Raw genomic sequence first — 14833 nt, forward strand, 5'->3', positions numbered from 1 at the left:
CCATATCCCAAAAGAACGCCTCCGTGTGGATTGACCTATGACGACACCTGTTCTTTCTCTCCAAGATGCGGCTTTGTCGCTGAATGGCAATGCCGGACGGGTGGAAATCCTGCACGGCATAACTCTATCGGTTCAAAAGGGCGAGACTTTGGGCCTTGTTGGCCCGTCTGGGTCCGGCAAATCTTCATTGTTGATGCTGATGGGCGGGTTAGAGCGTGCGACTGGCGGCAAGATCGAAGCGATGGGGCGGGAACTGACTGATTTGGACGAAGACAACCTCGCCCGGTTTCGACGCGATGCGATGGGCGTCGTGTTCCAGAACTTCCACCTGATCCCCACGATGACAGCGCTTGAGAATGTCGCCACGCCGCTGGAATTGGCTGGGTACCGGGACGCGTTTGACCGGGCTGAACGTGAACTGGATGCGGTCGGCCTATCGCATCGGCGCGATCACTATCCTGCGCAGCTTTCGGGGGGTGAGCAGCAGCGCGTGGCACTTGCGCGTGCATCGGCTCCGCGCCCGCAGATCCTGCTGGCAGATGAGCCAACGGGGAATTTGGATGAAACCAACGGGGCCGCGATTGTTGATCTGCTGTTCGACCTGCGTGACCGTCACGGCGCAACTTTGGTTCTGGTCACGCACAGTCACAGCCTTGCGCGCAGATGCGACCGGGTTGTCCGCTTGCGCGATGGGCGCATTGCAGAAGATATCCAGCAAGAGGCCGCGGAATGAGCCTGCGCCTCGCCGGACGTCTGGCGCGGCGCGAACTGCGCGGAGGGCTGCGTGGCTTCCGTGTCTTTCTGGCCTGCCTCGCGCTTGGTGTTGCCGCCATCGCCGCTGTCGGGTCCGTGCGCCAGGCCATCCAGACCGGACTAGCGCAGGAGGGCGCCGCATTGCTGGGTGGCGACGCCCAATTGGAATTTACCTATCGCTTTGCCACCGAAACCGAGCGTAACTGGATGGGCCAAGTGGCCTCTGCCGTCTCAGAAGTCGTCGATTTCCGATCAATGGCCGTCGCGCGGCAAGGCGAAACCCCTGAGCGTGCGTTGACGCAGGTCAAGGCCGTGGACGTGGCCTATCCTCTGGTGGGAACGCCGGTGCTGGACCCCGATATACCCCTGCCCTCCGCACTTGACGGGGCTGACGATCTGCCCGGGGCCGTCATGGACCCTTCACTGATCGACCGGCTGGGTCTGTCTGTCGGCGATCGATTTTCTCTGGGCACGCAAGAGTTTCTGCTGACCGCCGCGCTGATCCATGAACCGGATGGGGCTGCGGATGGATTCGGTCTGGGTCCGCGTACTCTGGTACGCACGCAGGATTTGCAAGCGTCTGGCCTGCTGGCACCGGGCACCCTGTATTCGACCAAATACCGGCTGGATCTACCGCTATCGGCAGACCTTGCAGAACTTGCATTGCAGGCAAACACAACGTTCGACGGAACTGGAATGCGCTGGACGGACGCCCGAAACGGCGCGCCGGGGATCGCCGAATTCGTCTCCCGTCTCAGTGCCTTTCTGGTACTGGTCGGGCTTTCGGGTCTGGCCGTGGGCGGCATCGGCGTATCGGCCGCGGTATCTGCATTCCTCGCCCAAAAGACCGAGACAATCGCAACCCTGCGCACCCTGGGCGCAGACCGCGCAACGATCTTTCAGACCTATCTGATCCAGATCGGCATTCTCTCGGGCATAGGCGTCCTGCTTGGCATCGCCCTGGGCGGGCTGGTCCCACTGGCGCTCGCCCCGCTGATCGAGGCCCAGCTTCCCATCCCAGCCGTCTTTTCGCTGTATCCAGAACCGCTGGCCGAGGCTGCGCTCTATGGCGTTCTGACCGCCTTTCTGTTTACCCTCTGGCCCTTGGCCCGCACCGAAGAGGTCCGCGCTGCCACCCTATTTCGGGACGCGCTGTCATCGGCCCGCGCCCTGCCTCGCCTGCGCTACATCGTTGCCACCGGGGTGGGGCTGGCGCTGCTGATCGCGTCGGCGGCGTGGTTCAGCGGGTCAGCCCGCCTGACGCTCTGGACGGGCGGCGGGCTGGTTGGCGCGCTGATTCTTCTCTCGGTCGCGGCGATGGCAATTCGTAGACTGGCCCGATACGGCGCGCGCCCCGCGCGTGGACACCCGGCGCTACGCTGGGCCTTTTCCGCCATTTCCGACCCGCGCGAGGGTGCGTCTTCGGTTGTGTTGTCGCTGGGTCTGGGCCTGTCCGTTCTGGCCGCCGTTGGGCAAATCGACGGCACCCTGCGCAATGCAATATCCGGCAATCTGCCAGACGTCGCGCCCTCGTATTTCTTCGTCGACATTCAGAAGGACCAAATGTCCGGCTTTTCCGAACGTCTTGAAACCGACCCTGCCGTCACCCGCGTCGAAAGCGCGCCGATGCTGCGTGGCATCCTCACGCAGATCAACGGCCAACCGGCTCGTGACGTCGCCGGGGACCACTGGGTTCTGGACGGCGACCGTGGCGTAACCTATTCCGCAGCACCCCCGCAAAACACCCGCGTCACCGCCGGAGAATGGTGGGCAGATGACTATTCCGGTACCCCGCAAGTCAGCTTTGCCGCCGAAGAAGCGCAAGAGATGGGCTTGAAACTGGGCGACACCCTGACGGTCAATATTCTGGGGCGCGACATCACCGCTGAACTGACCTCACTGCGCGAGGTTGATTTCTCGACGGCGGGGATTGGGTTCATCATGTCCATGAACCCATCGGCCCTTGCCGGAGCCCCGCACAGCTTTATTGCCACTGTCTATGCCGAAGAGCCCGCCGAAGCCGCAATCCAACGCGACCTGGCTGAGCAATTTCCCAACATTACTGCTATTCGCGTCCGCGACGCCATCGACCGAATCTCGGGGCTGTTGGCAGGGTTGGCTGCAGCCACATCTTATGGCGCAGGTGTATCGCTGCTGACCGGCTTCCTTGTCCTAATCGGCGCAGCCGCCGCAGGAGAGCCCGCCCGCAGGCATGAAGCAGCGATTCTGAAAACACTGGGCGCAGACCGCGGTCGCATCCTGCTGAGTTTTGCCCTTCGCGCAGCCCTACTCGGCGCCGCTGCGGGCGCGGTGGCCCTGCTCACCGGCATATTGGGCGGATGGGCAGTGGCGACCTATATCTTCGACACCGATTTCAGCATCATCTGGGGTTCGGCGCTGGGAATTATTGTCGCCGGCCTCCTCGTGACCCTCGGTGCAGGCCTGTTCTTTGCACTGCGCCCGCTGGCGGTACGACCGGCCCGCATCCTGCGGGCCAGCGACTGACCTACCGGACGCAAGTAACCGGTTGCAGGATTTGCAGCAACTGGTCGTTGTCACAGACCAAAGCATCCAATGTGATGTCATCCAGCGACGCGTAGAAAACCTCAGCCGCATCCTGCAGCGCAAGGCGCAACCGGCAGGCAGCGGTCAAGGGGCAGGTATTGTCCGCATCCGCAAAGCATTCGGCCAGCGGCAGGTTGCCCTCAACATGACGAAACACCGACCCGATGCGAATCTGATCCGCACTCCGCGCCAAGGTCATGCCACCATTCCGTCCCCGCTGCGTGCTGAGATAGTCCAACTGACTCAGTTGATTGATCACCTGCGCCAGATGGTTCTCCGAGATATTGCACGCTTCGGCAATCTCGGATTTGGTCACAAGCCGGTCCTGATGTGCAGCGCAATACATCAGCAAGCGCACCGCGATATTCGTCCGTTTGGTAATGCGCATGATCGCCTCCCAAATTTCAAGATGCGACCTTATTGCATGTCCGGCTAAAAAGCGGTTTGACATACATCAATCGGCGGAAAAGGACGCGGCACAGATGGCAGACCCCTATTTCTTTGGCTACGGTAGCTTGGTGAACCTTGCTACCCACGATTTCCCCGATCCCCGCCCTGCGAAACTAAAAGGCTGGCGCCGCTCTTGGAGACATACAGACCTGCGCCCGGTGGCCTTTCTGACAGCCATCCCCGACACCGATTGCGAGATTGAGGGGATGATCGCCCATGTCCCGAAAAACGACTGGGCGGCGCTGGATGAACGCGAATGGGCCTATGATCGCATCCCGGCAACTCAGGCTGTGTCACATACGCTGACCCACGACGTCGACATCGCCGTCTATGCCGTCCCACATGCCCGCCACACCGAGCCCACGAACCACCACCCCTTGGTACTCAGCTATATCGACGTTGTCGTGCAGGGCTATCTGCGCGCCTATGGCGAGGCCGGGGCAGATCGCTTCTTTGCCACCACTGACGGCTGGGAGGCTCCGATCCTGAATGACCGCGCCGAGCCCCGCTATCCGCGACACCAGAAGTTGAAACCGCACGAGACTGAATTCGTGGACTCCCGCCTGCAACAGTTGGCTGCGAACATCGTCCATACCTCATAGCAAAAGGCCGAGGTCAAACCCCGGCCCTTCTTCTGTTCAAAAATTCCTCCGCCGCAGGGTGAGTGGCGTCCGGGAAACTGTCCGATAGGCAGTTTCAGCTCCAAACGGGTGGAACCCCGGTCTGCGTCAAGAGGCGCGTTCCTTCACCCTCGCGCGCGGATCACCTGAAGCAATGGCAAAAGCGCGGCCATCTCGGGCCCACGCTCCATCCCTGTCAGCGCCTTGCGCAGCGGCATGAACAATCCCTTGCCCTTCCGGCCTGTGGCCTCTTTGACAGCCTTGGTCCAAACACCCCAGGTCTCGCCATCAAACGGCCCTTCGGGCAGCAATGCCACGGCTTCGGTGATGAAGTCACGATCGTCTTCGTCGATCAGCGGCTCTGCCCCATCGCGGCACAATTCCCACCAACCCTGCAGATCGGCCAGAGTGGTGATGTTCTCACGCGCCATGGCCCAGAAGGGCTCGGCCAGATCTGCTGGGACACCCGCATCCGCAACCGCATCTGCAACATCCGCCAGAGGCAGCGACTGCAGATGTTTCGCGGTCAGCGGGAATAGGTCCTGCACGTCGAATTTGGTCGGTGCTGCGCCGAAACGCCCGATGTCGAATCCGTCTATCAATTCAGCCATGTCCGAACGTAATTCCACCGGATCGGACGAGCCCAGACGCGCCATCAGGCTTAGCAGAGCCATCGGCTGAACCCCCTGCTCGCGCAGATCGCGCAGCGCCAGCGTGCCCAAACGTTTCGACAGCGCCTCACCTTGCGGGCCGGTCAGCAGCGAGTGGTGCGCAAAGCGCGGGCAAGCGCCGCCCAGCGCTTCAATAATCTGGATCTGGGTCGCCGTGTTGGTCACATGGTCCGAGCCACGCACCACGTCCGTGACACCCATCTCGGTATCATCCACCACGGATGCGATCGTATAGAGAACCTGCCCATCGCCCCGGATCAATACCGGATCAGACACGGAAGAAGCATCAATCGAGATGTCGCCCAGAATGCCGTCATTCCACTCGATCCGCTCGTGATCCAGCTTGAAACGCCACACACCGTTTCCGCGTTCCGCCCGCAGCGCCTCTTTCTCGGCCTCCGACAGGTTCAGCGCAGCGCGGTCATAGACCGGGGGCTTGCCCATGTTCAGCTGCTTCTTGCGCTTCAGGTCCAGTTCGGTCGGCGTCTCGAACGCCTCATAGAAACGACCCATCTCGCGCAGCTTGTCGGCCGCTTCGGCATAGCGATCCAGACGGTCGGACTGACGCTCGACGCGGTCCCATTGCAGCCCAAGCCACTCCAGATCCTGTTTGATCGCATCGACATATTCTTCTTTCGACCGCTCAGGATCAGTGTCGTCGATGCGCAGGATGAACGTACCGCCAGCCTTGCGGGCGATCAAATAGTTCATCAAGGCGGTACGCAGGTTGCCCACATGGATGTAACCGGTGGGCGACGGGGCGAAACGGGTGGTTGTCATAGGTGTCTCCTGTTGGCGCGGCTCTTGTCACAGGATGGGCGTTTTGTCCAGCCGTGGGCAAAGGCCCACCAAGGAACTCAAACATGGCCAACACACAACCTAAACAAAAATTCACACGTATTGTTCAACAACGCACCCCATATCTTGGGTCTATAACCTACCAAGAGACGCGCACCGGCCTAGCTTTGAAGCTGGCGTTCTGACAGGGAGACTTAAGATATGACCATCAATTTGACGCGAAGAGCGGCCTTGGGCGCCGCGGCCACACTACCTTTTGCTGCAGCTGCGACCCCGCTTTTGGCCGCAGGAACCGAGACCAAAGCCAACTCGACCATCGCCAAATCGTACCACCTCGGTGATTTCACGGTCACGACCCTGTTGGATGGCAGCCTGCCCCGCGATGGTGCCAAGGAGATCTTCGGCGGTGGCGCATCGGATGAAGAATTTGCCAAAGTATCCGCCGACAACTTCATCCCTGCAGACAAGGCGCAGTTCTTCTTTACCCCGACGCTGGTCAATACCGGGTCCGAACTGGTTCTGTTCGACACCGGGCTGGGTCAGGGCGGTATTCAGGCGGCGCTGGCAGATGCAGGCGTCACCCCCGATCAGATCGACGTTGTTGTGATCACCCACATGCACCCCGACCATATCGGCGGCATGACCACCGACGATGCACCAACCTTTGCCAATGCGCGCTTCGTGACCGCCGCACCGGAATATGACTTCTGGGCGGCACAGGATGCAGGCAACCGCGTCGGTGATCTGGTTGCCGCCAAAGTGACCCCACAGGCCGAAAAGATGACCTTCCTCACCGATGGTGGAGAAGTCACCTCGGGCATCACCGCCGTCGCCGCCTATGGGCACACACCTGGCCACACGGTCTATCACCTGGAAAGCAACGGCCAGCGTCTGGTACTGACCGCCGACCTTGCCAACCACTATGTCTGGTCCTTCGCACACCCCGAGTGGGAGGTCCGCTTTGATATGGATAAAGCGGCCGCGACAGCAGCGCGTCGCAATGTTCTGGGTATGCTCGCCGCCGACAAGGTTCCGATGATCGGCTACCACATGCCCTTCCCCGCCGCTGGCTATGTCGAGACCCGCGGCGACGGGTTCCGCTTTGTCCCCGTCAGCTATCAGATGGCAGGCTAAGCTCTAGTATCCTGGGTCCGGCCGCACTTTTGAGCCATCCGTAAAACGGGACAGGCGGAAGGCGGCCGGATCGACACAGGGCGATCGCCCTGTGACCAGATCGGCCATCAACCGTCCCGCTCCGGGACCGATGCCGAATCCGTGGCCGGAAAAACCGGTTGCGATGAATATGCCCGGAATTTCTTCGACGCCCGAGATTACCGGGATTGCATCCGGCGTAACATCAATCATCCCTGCCCAGCTTTGCACCAACTCGGCGTTCCGCAACGCGGGTATGCCCTTTCGCGCGTTCGCCCACGCCCGCCGCAGCACCTTGCCAGACGGCTCAGGGTCCAGAACGCGACACTGTTCGAACGGAGTGACATCCGTAGGCAACCATTTCCGGTCCTGCTTGGCTTCAATGGCCCACCTTTTCGACCACCGAAATCGCAGCGACCGCCACTCCTGCCGGAATGCGGGCAGGAACCACCATGCCAACCGAAAGCTGTCGGGCACGATATCAACCGTGTTTTCATGGCCGGACGCGATCGTATAGCCACCGTCAGCACGCTTGCGCACGGCGAAGTCATCCGACCACAACGCCGCCTCGGGCCCTTCGACCGGAGAGGTGCGCAGCACCGTGTTCAGCACCTTGAGCTGCGGCAAGTCAATGCCCGCATTCCCAGCAAACAAACGCGACCATGCGCCACCGGCCAACACCACGCGATCACAGGCGACACGACCGCGTTCAGTGAAAACACCCGCAATGCGCCCGCCCTGCACATCAACACTGCGAACAGCGCAATTGGTCATCAACACTGCGCCGTTGTCGCGCGCGGCCTCGGCGATGGCGGGGGCCGCCCATTGCGGCTCGGCACGGCCGTCGCGGGGCATGTGCAGGGCACACTCCAGATCGGTCCGATGACTGGGCAGTAAGTCGTCCAGTTCTGCCCCCGATACCATCCGAGCGCCAATCTGCAACCCATCGACATGTCGCGTCCAACGTTCAAGATTTTGCGCATCCCGCGCGCCGGAGGCGCCAAACAGGATACCTGATCGCGTAAACCCGGTTTTACGCCCGGTCCTCTCGTCCAGCCCGTCCCAAATCTTTTGCGCCACGCACATCAACGGAATTTCGCGCGGGTCACGCAGCCCCAATCGCACCCATCCCCAGTTGCGCGAGCTCTGTTCGCCTGCAATCTGGCCTTTTTCGCACAACAGAACCGAGACGCCCCGTTCGGACAGCTCCAATGCAGTTGCCGCGCCGATGATTCCGCCCCCGATCACGACGACGTCTACCACTTTGGGAAGTTTCAGATCAGGTTCAACGGGGGTTGGTTTGGGGCCGGGCATCAACCGCTCATACTGCATTCTATGAAATGCAATGAAGGCGCGGGATTGGGCCCAAGGCAATACGACATTCGGCGCAGATCACAGATTTAAACGACCTGTGTCAATCACGCCATTTTCGGGGATATTCAGACTAAGCCACACCGCATAGTTCGGCCCATTTCTGACGCAGAACCTGGGTAAAGCCGACAACCGGAGTCTCGGCTTCATCCTCCGCAGCTTTGAGCAAGGGCAGGTCAACATCGACCAGTTCTTCGCGCAACTCGGTAGGCGTAACTTTAGGCAGAGGCGGCTCAGCCGCGCTCAAAATACCGGCGATGGCGGCATCCACCTCGGCTTCGTTCAGATCCTGCCCCTTGTCTGCCATTGTCTTCCACGGCGGCGGAGCATGAAGAGGTTTGTCATATTCCTCATACATAGCGATACCAAATCGTTAACACAGACACCCAATCTCGGATGTGTCACACCGGCCCCAGCTAGGGCGATAATCAAGCAAAAATGTGTCGGAAAAATGGCGCGCGCTCAAGCAAGCCCTTGAGAAAAGATCAACTTGCAACCCATCGCACGACGAATTGCAGACAATGCCACCCTAGCCGCGGCATTGATTACAGATACGATACGATCTGCAGGCGCCGCAGCGGCAGGCGACTCAGGACGGGTCGCGCCAGCGATTTACGATTGGATACCTGCGATCCAGCCAGAAAGCCCGGCTGGTCAGCCGCGTTCCGGGGGCTGACTGGAACCGCTTGTATTCGCTGATATAGATCAGATGCTCAACCCGGCGCGCAGTAGCGGCATCAAACCCGGCCTCAACGCAATCCGCGACCGAGCCTTCGCCGTCGACCAGAATTTCAAGGATTGCATCCAGCTCGGGATAGTCCGGCAGGCTGTCGCTGTCTTTCTGATCCGCCCGCAATTCCGCGCTGGGGGGCTTGTCGATGACCGAGGACCGAATGACCTCGCCCTCCGGCCCCATCATCCAGTCGCGGTGGTTTTCATTGCGCCAGCGGCAGGTCTGAAAGACACGGGTTTTGTAAAGGTCCTTGATGGGGTTGTACCCGCCATTCATGTCGCCATAGATCGTGGCATATCCCACCGCGACCTCGGATTTGTTCCCGGTGGTCAGCAACATCTCGCCAAACTTGTTCGAAATCGCCATCAACAGTAGCCCACGTAGACGCGACTGGACGTTTTCCTCGGTCAAGTCTGGGTCACGCCCGGCAAACAACGGGGCCAAAGTGTCCGTCACAGCGGCGCGACTGTCCGAGATAGGCACGTAGTCATAATGCACGCCCAGTGCCTTGGCGACGGCCTCTGCATCGTCCAATGAACCCTGACTGGTATATTCCGACGGCAACATCACACTGCGGACATTCTCGGACCCAATCGCATCCACCGCAATCGCCGCAACCAAAGCGGAATCAACCCCGCCCGACAGACCAAGCAGCGCCTTTTTGAACCCGGTTTTCCCCATATAGTCGCGCAAAGACTGCACCATCGCGCGATAGTCCTGCTCCCATTCATCGGGCTGAGGCGCGACCTCGGCCGGACCGATCCGCCACCCCTCATCGCCCCGCTCAAGATCGATATGGGTAACGGCCTCGTCAAACACAGGCATCCGAAAGGCCAGCGCGCCGCCGGGGTTCAGGCCAAACGTGCCGCCGTCAAAGACCTGATCGTCCTGCCCACCGACCATGTTGAGGTAAATCAGCGGCAGGCCGGTCTCGACCACGCGCGCCACCATATGATTGAGGCGCACGTCGTATTTGTTGCGGAAATAGGGCGAGCCATTGGGAATCAACAGAAACTCGGCCCCGGTCTCTTCCAGAGTTTCCGCGACATCCGGATGCCAACCATCCTCGCAAATCGGGCTGCCGATCCGCGTATTGCCCACCGAATACGGCCCGCCCAACGGGCCGGAATCATACAGGCGAACCTCGTCAAAGACCGTTTCGTTCGGCAAATGATGCTTCAGCACCTTGCTGCCGACCTTGCCGCCCTTGAGGATTAGGTAGGCGTTGTACAGGTTGTCATCCTCGACCCATGGCCCGCCGATCGCCAGCGCCGGGCCGTCAGCGCATTGGGCGGCCAATGCCTCGACCGCGGCCATGGCGGCGCGGTGAAAGCTGGGCTTCATCACCAGATCCTGCGTGTTGTAGCCAGTGATGAACATCTCGGGGAAGGCAATCATATCGGCACCTGCGTCGCGCGCCTGTTCCCATGCCGCGACGGCCTTGGCCGCGTTGCCCTCGATATCCCCTACAACAGGGTTGAGTTGCGCCAGAGTGATGCGGAAACGGTCGGCCATGGTGCCCTCTTGCCCTCGTCAGTTCTTATGCCATTTACCAGATCGCACCGCGAGGAAAAGGCAAATGCGGCAAAACCCGTTGCCCTGCCCCCGGCGGTATCTTAGTTTTGCGCTGTAGAACAACCACCGGCAGGCAGGAAAACCCTATGAACGTCATCCGCACCTCAATCGCCGCTACCGCGATGGCCCTGTTGGTCTTGCCCGCCAGTGCGCAGGATGGGCAGGTCATCATTGCGGATGATGAGGTTGGCGGCGTCTATGAAGGCACTTTCCTGAACGGGCTACGGCACGGCACCGGCACTTATCGCCTGCCCGACGGCTTCGAATATGAGGGCGAGTGGTCCGAAGGTGAAATTCAAGGCCGGGGTATTGCCCGCTATGCGAACGGGTCAATCTATGACGGCGCGTTTGCAAAGGGTCAGCCGGAAGGGCGCGGCCGGATCATCTATCCCGATGGTGGCAGCTATGAGGGCGAATGGTCTGATGGCACGATCAACGGGCAAGGCATTGCCACCTATGCCAATGGCGCGCGTTATGAAGGCGGGTTCAAGCAGGCGCAGTACCACGGCAAAGGAACTCTGACCGACCCCAGCGGATATATCTATGAGGGCGACTGGGTTGAGGGCGCGAAACAGGGCAAGGCCAAGATCACCTCGACCCAAGGCAGCGTTTATGAGGGCGACATCGACAATGGTGTGCGCCATGGACAGGGTACGCTGACAGTGGCCGACGGCATGACCTATACCGGGGACTGGGTGCAGGATCGCATGACCGGCAAGGGGCGCATGGTACAGGCCAACGGTGACGTCTACGAAGGCGATCTGGTCGACGGGCGGCGTCAGGGCAAGGGCAAGGCCACCTACGCCAATGGTGCGACCTATGAGGGCGACTACACCGACGACCGCCGCCACGGCAAAGGCCGGTTCGTGGGCACGGACGGTTTTGAATATACCGGCGAATGGCAGGACGGGCAGATCGAAGGCTTTGGCGAGATGACCTATCCCGACGGTTCCACTTATGTGGGTGACTTCAGCGCCGACCTGCCCCATGGCAAAGGGCTGCACACCTACCCGGACGGCATCATCTACGAGGGCGACTGGATCGCAGGCATCTTCGAAGGCTCCGGCAAAGCAACCTATCCCAACGGTGTCGTGTATTCGGGTCAGTTCAAAAACGGCCTCAGCCACGGCACCGGCGTTCTGACCTTTGCCAACGGCTATACGTACGAGGGCGATTGGATCGAGGGCGCCCGCCACGGCAAAGGGCGCGCCAGCTTCCCTGATGGAACCGTGTACGAAGGCGAATTCGTAGATGGCGTCCGCGAAGGGCTCGGAACGATCACCACTCCCCGTGGGTTTACCTATACCGGCGATTGGGCGGGTGGCAAAATCAGCGGCACTGGGATCGCCACCTATGCCACGGGCGACGTCTATGAGGGTGGCTTTCTGGACAACAAACGCCACGGCGACGGAACCATGCGCTATGCCAACGGCCAAGAAGAATCAGGCGTGTGGGAAAACGGTGTCCTACCGGGCAAAACCGCCGCCGAGCCCGAGGCTGCACCGGCCGAAAACACCACATCCGACGCGCCTTCGGACGGCTAGGTTCACCAAGGCACCGGCTGCCCGGCCCAATCGAAAAAACCACCTGTATCGTCCGGGGCCAGCGCCTCGATCACTGACAGCAAATTCTGCGCGGCTTCGTCTGGTTCAACGGTCGCGTGGCGTCCTGCGTATTTTCGAGTGAACTCAGTGCGCACCGTGCCGGGATGCAGCGAAACGCATACCGCCTGCTTGTGTGTCCGCGCCAGTTCGATCGCCGAGGTGTGAACGATCTGATTCACAGCAGCTTTGGCCGCGCGGTAGCTGATCCACCCGCCCAGACGGTTGTCGCCAATCGACCCGACCCGCGCCGACAGCACCGCCACGACGGCCCGCCGGTCCCGCGGCAACAACCGCGCAGCTTGTGCCAAAACCAAAGCTGGCCCCACCGCGTTCAAAGCAAACTGATCCATCATCGCGTTGGCTGACAAAGCGCGGATCGTCTTTTCCGGCTCAGCCCCGTTGATTTCAAGCGCACCCGAGGCGACGCAGATCAGGTCATAGGGTCCTTCAAGCGCTGCCAGAGCGGTACTGACAGTGTCTGGCTTGGTCAGGTCAAACCCATCCGAAGACCGGGACAAACCTGTTACCGCGACCGATTGTTTCTCCAACCGCCTACAAAGCGCCGATCCGATCCCGCCCGACGCGCCAATGATGAGTGCTTTTTTCATAGCCAATCACCTAGCAGCCCAAGCGCTTACTTCAACGCATCGCAAAAAACGTCCCTGCGCGTGTAAGACCTGTAAATTCCGTCTTTTCATTCGCGTTCCGCTCTGTATAACCTCAATCCCATGATCAACCACGCAGATATCCTTGTTGCCGACACCGCCCTTCGCGGTGCGTGGCTGCGTGGCCTACTGATCCTAATCCGCCTCTGAGCGTGCCATCCGGCGCGCCCGCTCAGAGGAGGACGCCCGCGCGCCATAGGCTTTAGGACAGAAGAAGAAAGAGATTCCCATGACCAATGTGACCGACCAAGACCGCGTCTTGATCTTTGACACCACTTTGCGCGACGGCGAACAAAGCCCCGGCGCAACCATGACCCATAACGAAAAGCTCGAAATTGCCGAACTGCTTGACGAGATGGGCGTCGACATCATCGAAGCAGGCTTCCCCATCGCCTCTGAAGGTGATTTCAAGGCCGTCAGCGAAATTGCCGAGCGGTCGAAAAACAGCCGCATCTGCGGCCTGGCCCGCGCCAATTTCGCAGACATTGATCGCTGCTGGGAGGCGGTGAAACACGCACGCCTGAACCGCATTCATACCTTCATCGGCACCTCTCCGCTGCACCGCGCCATTCCGAACCTGACCCAGGACGAGATGGCCGAGAAGATCCACGAAACGGTCAGCCATGCACGCAATCTGTGCGACAACGTGCAGTGGTCGCCGATGGATGCCACGCGGACCGAGTGGGACTACCTGTGCCGCGTGATCGAGATTGCGATCAAGGCGGGCGCGACCACGATCAACATCCCCGACACGGTAGGTTATACTGCGCCGGTGGAAAGCGCCGACCTGATCAAACGCCTGATCGAGACCGTACCGGGCGCGGATGAGGTGATCTTCGCCACACACTGCCACAACGACCTCGGGATGGCGACAGCGAACTCGCTGGCCGCCGTCGCGGGCGGTGCGCGTCAGATCGAATGCACCATCAACGGCCTGGGCGAACGCGCCGGCAACACCGCGCTGGAAGAGGTCGTCATGGCCCTGCGCACCCGCAATGACATCATGCCTTGGCATACCGGCATCGACACCACCAAGATCATGCATATCTCGCGCCGTGTGGCGACGGTGTCGGGCTTCAACGTGCAGTTCAACAAGGCGATTGTCGGCAAGAACGCCTTTGCACATGAAAGCGGTATCCATCAGGACGGGATGCTGAAGAACCGCGAAAACTTCGAAATCATGCGCCCCGAGGATATCGGTTTGTCCGGCACGTCTTTGCCCTTGGGCAAACACTCGGGCCGCGCGGCCTTGCGTGACAAGCTGGAAACCCTGGGCTTTGATGTGGGCGACAACCAGCTGAAGGACATCTTTGTTCGGTTCAAGGATCTGGCCGACCGCAAGAAAGAAGTCTTTGACGACGATCTCATCGCGCTGATGACCATGGATGAGCATGACGACTATCTGCAACTGGTGTCGATGAAAGTGACTTGCGGCACAGGCGGTCAGGCGGAATCGACGGTCGAACTTGAGATGGACGGCAAGGACATCATCGCCACAGAACACGGCGATGGGCCGGTTGATGCGACCTTCAAGGCAATCCGTGCGATCTATCCCAACAAGGCGCATCTGCAATTGTACCAAGTGCACGCGGTGACCGAAGGCACAGACGCCCAGGCCACAGTCTCGGTGCGGCTGGAAGAGGATGGCATGATTGCAACCGGTCAATCGGCCAACACCGATACCGTCGTTGCCTCGGCTAAAGCCTATATCCACGCGCTGAACCGCCTGATCATGCGACGCGAAAAGGCCGGTCCGGGCGCGGATGCACGTGAGATCAGCTATAAGGACCTGACCTGATCGTCTGAAAGCGCAGAGGCTCCCGCACCCGCGGCGGCCCGGCTTCGCCGACCCTTCTTGGGTTTTGGGCCCGGCAGC

General features: G+C 60.6%; 12 protein-coding genes. 6 read left to right on the forward strand and 6 right to left on the reverse strand.

The genetic code is table 11. The features are described from left to right. Nucleotides 1-37 precede the first annotated feature (37 nt). Complete coding sequence (locus ACR0CA_RS19325) at nt 38-733, forward strand: ABC transporter ATP-binding protein (RefSeq protein ID WP_480900773.1); 696 nt, start codon at nt 38-40, stop codon at nt 731-733. Beyond that, entirely contained in the window at nt 730-3258 is a 2529-nt protein-coding gene (locus ACR0CA_RS19330; RefSeq protein ID WP_480900775.1) for an ABC transporter permease, read from the forward strand. Before ACR0CA_RS19325 ends, ACR0CA_RS19330 begins: the two co-directional genes overlap by 4 nt. 1 nt (nt 3259) lies before the next feature. Here ACR0CA_RS19330 and ACR0CA_RS19335 read toward each other — a convergent pair whose 3' ends face one another. Further along, the gene (locus tag ACR0CA_RS19335; RefSeq protein ID WP_480900778.1) at nt 3260-3706 is read right to left on the reverse strand and encodes an RrF2 family transcriptional regulator; all 447 of its coding nucleotides are present in this window, start codon (nt 3704-3706) and stop codon (nt 3260-3262) included. Between the two features lie 94 nt (nt 3707-3800). On the opposite strand from ACR0CA_RS19335, the gene ACR0CA_RS19340 reads away from it, so the two are divergent. After that, on the forward strand, nt 3801-4370 hold the full coding sequence (locus tag ACR0CA_RS19340; protein WP_480900780.1) for a gamma-glutamylcyclotransferase family protein: 570 nt from the start codon (nt 3801-3803) through the stop codon (nt 4368-4370). A 143-nt stretch (nt 4371-4513) separates the two neighbouring features. On the opposite strand, the gene gltX is transcribed toward ACR0CA_RS19340, so the two are convergent. Further along, nucleotides 4514-5839, reverse strand: a complete 1326-nt coding sequence (gene gltX / locus ACR0CA_RS19345) for a glutamate--tRNA ligase (protein ID WP_170772428.1) — start codon at nt 5837-5839, stop codon at nt 4514-4516. 219 nt (nt 5840-6058) lie between these two features. Between gltX and ACR0CA_RS19350 the strand changes: the two genes are divergently transcribed. After that, nucleotides 6059-6991, forward strand: a complete 933-nt coding sequence (locus ACR0CA_RS19350; RefSeq protein ID WP_170784802.1) for an MBL fold metallo-hydrolase — start codon at nt 6059-6061, stop codon at nt 6989-6991. A gap of 3 nt (nt 6992-6994) precedes the next feature. On the opposite strand, the gene ACR0CA_RS19355 is transcribed toward ACR0CA_RS19350, so the two are convergent. The 3 genes from ACR0CA_RS19355 to ACR0CA_RS19365 all read right to left on the reverse strand — a co-directional run bounded on the left by ACR0CA_RS19355 (nt 6995) and on the right by ACR0CA_RS19365 (nt 10628). Beyond that, nucleotides 6995-8323: an NAD(P)/FAD-dependent oxidoreductase gene (locus tag ACR0CA_RS19355; protein ID WP_480900783.1), complete on the reverse strand. Its 1329-nt coding sequence runs from the start codon at nt 8321-8323 to the stop codon at nt 6995-6997. A gap of 130 nt (nt 8324-8453) precedes the next feature. Continuing rightward, on the reverse strand, nt 8454-8738 hold the full coding sequence (locus ACR0CA_RS19360) for a hypothetical protein (protein WP_480900785.1): 285 nt from the start codon (nt 8736-8738) through the stop codon (nt 8454-8456). A 231-nt stretch (nt 8739-8969) separates the two neighbouring features. After that, on the reverse strand, nt 8970-10628 hold the full coding sequence (locus ACR0CA_RS19365; protein WP_480900786.1) for an NAD+ synthase: 1659 nt from the start codon (nt 10626-10628) through the stop codon (nt 8970-8972). Between the two features lie 146 nt (nt 10629-10774). Between ACR0CA_RS19365 and ACR0CA_RS19370 the strand changes: the two genes are divergently transcribed. Continuing rightward, nucleotides 10775-12232, forward strand: coding sequence for an MORN repeat-containing protein (locus ACR0CA_RS19370; protein WP_480900788.1), 1458 nt, complete (start codon nt 10775-10777; stop codon nt 12230-12232). A 2-nt stretch (nt 12233-12234) separates the two neighbouring features. Here ACR0CA_RS19370 and ACR0CA_RS19375 read toward each other — a convergent pair whose 3' ends face one another. Then, the gene (locus tag ACR0CA_RS19375; protein ID WP_480900790.1) at nt 12235-12900 is read right to left on the reverse strand and encodes an SDR family NAD(P)-dependent oxidoreductase; all 666 of its coding nucleotides are present in this window, start codon (nt 12898-12900) and stop codon (nt 12235-12237) included. A 286-nt stretch (nt 12901-13186) separates the two neighbouring features. Here ACR0CA_RS19375 and ACR0CA_RS19380 point away from each other — a divergent pair, with 286 nt between their 5' ends. Further along, nucleotides 13187-14755 carry a 2-isopropylmalate synthase gene (locus ACR0CA_RS19380; RefSeq protein WP_480900793.1) on the forward strand — a complete coding sequence of 523 codons (1569 nt, stop codon included), beginning with the start codon at nt 13187-13189 and terminating at the stop codon, nt 14753-14755. Nucleotides 14756-14833: the final 78 nt, after the last annotated feature.

The sequence above is a fragment of the Ruegeria sp. F12 genome, from assembly GCF_056533885.1.

What these genes read in the sequence shown, in the direction of transcription:
- ACR0CA_RS19365 (WP_480900786.1), bottom strand. Translation starts at nt 10,628, where the DNA reads ATGGCCGACCGTTTCCGCATCACTCTGGCGCAACTCAACCCTGTTGTA.
- ACR0CA_RS19380 (WP_480900793.1), top strand. Translation starts at nt 13,187, where the DNA reads ATGACCAATGTGACCGACCAAGACCGCGTCTTGATCTTTGACACCACT.
- ACR0CA_RS19335 (WP_480900778.1), bottom strand. Translation starts at nt 3,706, where the DNA reads ATGCGCATTACCAAACGGACGAATATCGCGGTGCGCTTGCTGATGTAT.
- ACR0CA_RS19370 (WP_480900788.1), top strand. Translation starts at nt 10,775, where the DNA reads ATGAACGTCATCCGCACCTCAATCGCCGCTACCGCGATGGCCCTGTTG.
- gltX (WP_170772428.1), bottom strand. Translation starts at nt 5,839, where the DNA reads ATGACAACCACCCGTTTCGCCCCGTCGCCCACCGGTTACATCCATGTG.
- ACR0CA_RS19375 (WP_480900790.1), bottom strand. Translation starts at nt 12,900, where the DNA reads ATGAAAAAAGCACTCATCATTGGCGCGTCGGGCGGGATCGGATCGGCG.
- ACR0CA_RS19325 (WP_480900773.1), top strand. Translation starts at nt 38, where the DNA reads ATGACGACACCTGTTCTTTCTCTCCAAGATGCGGCTTTGTCGCTGAAT.
- ACR0CA_RS19355 (WP_480900783.1), bottom strand. Translation starts at nt 8,323, where the DNA reads ATGCCCGGCCCCAAACCAACCCCCGTTGAACCTGATCTGAAACTTCCC.
- ACR0CA_RS19360 (WP_480900785.1), bottom strand. Translation starts at nt 8,738, where the DNA reads ATGTATGAGGAATATGACAAACCTCTTCATGCTCCGCCGCCGTGGAAG.
- ACR0CA_RS19340 (WP_480900780.1), top strand. Translation starts at nt 3,801, where the DNA reads ATGGCAGACCCCTATTTCTTTGGCTACGGTAGCTTGGTGAACCTTGCT.
- ACR0CA_RS19350 (WP_170784802.1), top strand. Translation starts at nt 6,059, where the DNA reads ATGACCATCAATTTGACGCGAAGAGCGGCCTTGGGCGCCGCGGCCACA.
- ACR0CA_RS19330 (WP_480900775.1), top strand. Translation starts at nt 730, where the DNA reads ATGAGCCTGCGCCTCGCCGGACGTCTGGCGCGGCGCGAACTGCGCGGA.